We start from the raw sequence: 1640 nt of genomic DNA on the forward strand, positions 1-1640 counted from the left end.
GCTGCAAGTCCCTTTTCGGGACTTGTTGGCCCCGCGGGGGGCGCTTTCCATCGCTACAAGTCCCTTTTCGGCATGAGCGTTGCATAAAACCTATCACAACTTTTGCTGAAGTTACTATTTCTGTAACTACCTGTATCTTTTTCATGGACAAAACAAAAAAAGGCTCCTAATTTAGAAGACGTAGCACGTTGTCCACGACCTCTAAAAAGGAGTCCAAACCATGGATAACGTAACCCAAAACACTGTCGTTCGTCAACTGCTTTCTTTACTGCCTTTGGATGTACACGATCGACTCCTTCATGCCGATCGCTACGCCAAGAAGCTCACCATCAACAAAAGCATTCTCATTTTCATTCTGGCTCAGCTCAACCATTGGCAAAGCTATATCGAGATGGAAGAACAAATTTATGCACATTCTGACATTCGGTCCATCCTCGATCTGCCCAGCATCAGCGCAGCCCAATTGTCACGGAAACTCAGCGAAATCCCGACGGAAATCTTGCACATGCTTTTTCTCCATAGCGTTGCCCGTGTCCAGAAGCTGACGGCTCACCAGCAGGGCATTTCTTCAACCATTGGACCTCTGGCACTCATTGATTCGTCGAAAATCACACTCCCCTTGGTACTTGGGGATTGGGCCAGAGTTTCGCATACCTCCAGCGGGGTAAAGCTGCATGTGCGGCTCGTAGCCGCTTCACCCGAAGTGGTATATCCGGACGCTGTCATCCCATCGACTTTAAACGTAGGCGACCGAGCCGGGGCGGTCGAACTGGTCACCGAGCAGGCGGCAACTTATGTCATGGACCGTGGTTATGATAGCTACAAAAACATGGATAACTGGATGGAGCGCGGCATTCAATTTGTCATGCGAATGAGAGATCGCACCTCAATCCATGTTGTGGAGGAACGAGAAATCCCTCCAGGAAGTCCGATCACACGAGATGCTCTTGTGAACGTAGGTAGCGGTTGGCGCAAGATGAAGGAACGAGTCCGGCTCGTAGAGTTTTATGATGAGCAGGGGCGCTTTTATCGCCTACTTACCTCTCGACAGGACATAACGGCCGAAGAAGTAGCTCATATCTACAAATGCCGATGGCTTATTGAACTTTTCTTTAAATGGATAAAGCAGCATCTGCGCCTAAAAAAACTGCACAGCTATAAGCCGCAAGCGATATGGAACCAGATTTACCTTGCGCTGATCGCTTACGTGCTGGCACAGTATATGCAGCTACGTCTAGAAACCAAGAAAAGCGTTTGGCGTGTCCTTGAATTGTTTCGAATTCACATGTATCATCCGTGGTCCCAGTTCTTGAATGCTCTGTTTCGAGCACCTACGCGAACAACTTCTGGAAAGCCACGCGGTGCACCAAGGAAGGTACCTGAATTACGAACGAGCATTGGCATTTTTAAAACAAGCAAAGTGACTTAGGAAACAAAAATCTTGCACAAAATACATTTTATAGGAAAACGTAGCTACATTTAAGAAAGTGTTGGATCTTTTGGTGTAATTCTCGAAAAAACAACTGTAAATTAATTGTTCTTATTCAGATTTCATCCAAGTGATTGCTGATGTAAAGATTTATGCAACGCTCATGCCTTTTCGGGACTTGTTAGCCACGCGGGCGCGCTTTCCATCGCTG

The 1640-nt window shown here is 47.0% G+C and carries 1 protein-coding gene; it reads left to right on the forward strand.

What is annotated here, in order from left to right:
* Positions 1–220 precede the first annotated feature (220 nt).
* On the forward strand, positions 221–1429 hold the full coding sequence (locus NST44_RS31015; RefSeq protein WP_213617303.1) for an IS4 family transposase: 1209 nt from the start codon (positions 221–223) through the stop codon (positions 1427–1429).
* Positions 1430–1640 lie beyond the last annotated feature (211 nt).

Source organism: Paenibacillus sp. FSL W8-0919 (assembly GCF_038003785.1).
Lineage (GTDB): Bacteria > Bacillota > Bacilli > Paenibacillales > Paenibacillaceae > Paenibacillus_AQ > Paenibacillus_AQ lactis.